The sequence below is a fragment of the Staphylococcus sp. EG-SA-15 genome (assembly GCF_017151895.1).
Classification (GTDB): domain Bacteria; phylum Bacillota; class Bacilli; order Staphylococcales; family Staphylococcaceae; genus Staphylococcus; species Staphylococcus aureus.
Window position 1 is genome coordinate 1 of record NZ_JACVZN010000124.1, and the last position, 249, is coordinate 249.

Consider the following 249-nt stretch of genomic DNA (forward strand, 5'->3'; position numbering starts at 1 on the left):
TATTGAAAAGGCTGTGCTTGTTGGATTTTCAAATGGATCAAATATAGCGATTAACTTAATGTTGCGTTCAGAAGCACCATTTAAAAAAGCATTGTTATATGCACCGTTATACCCAGTTGAAGTAACGGTTCATCCCATTTTCTGAAACTTGTCCTCTAATACTTAACAAGTGATAATTTTCATTCAATGCTTCGCCTAACGGTAATAAATCGAACTCATCACCACCTGTACCATGCAATAATATTAGTG

At 34.9% G+C, this 249-nt stretch carries 2 pseudogenes; one reads left to right on the forward strand and one right to left on the reverse strand.

Annotated elements, in window-relative coordinates:
* A pseudogene (locus IDG64_RS14640) lies at positions 1 to 127 on the forward strand (carboxylesterase); the annotation flags it as partial.
* Here the strand turns inward: IDG64_RS14640 and IDG64_RS14645 are convergent.
* Positions 119 to 249, reverse strand: a pseudogene (locus IDG64_RS14645) (carboxylesterase); the annotation flags it as partial. The pseudogenes IDG64_RS14640 and IDG64_RS14645 sit on opposite strands and share 9 nt — an antisense overlap.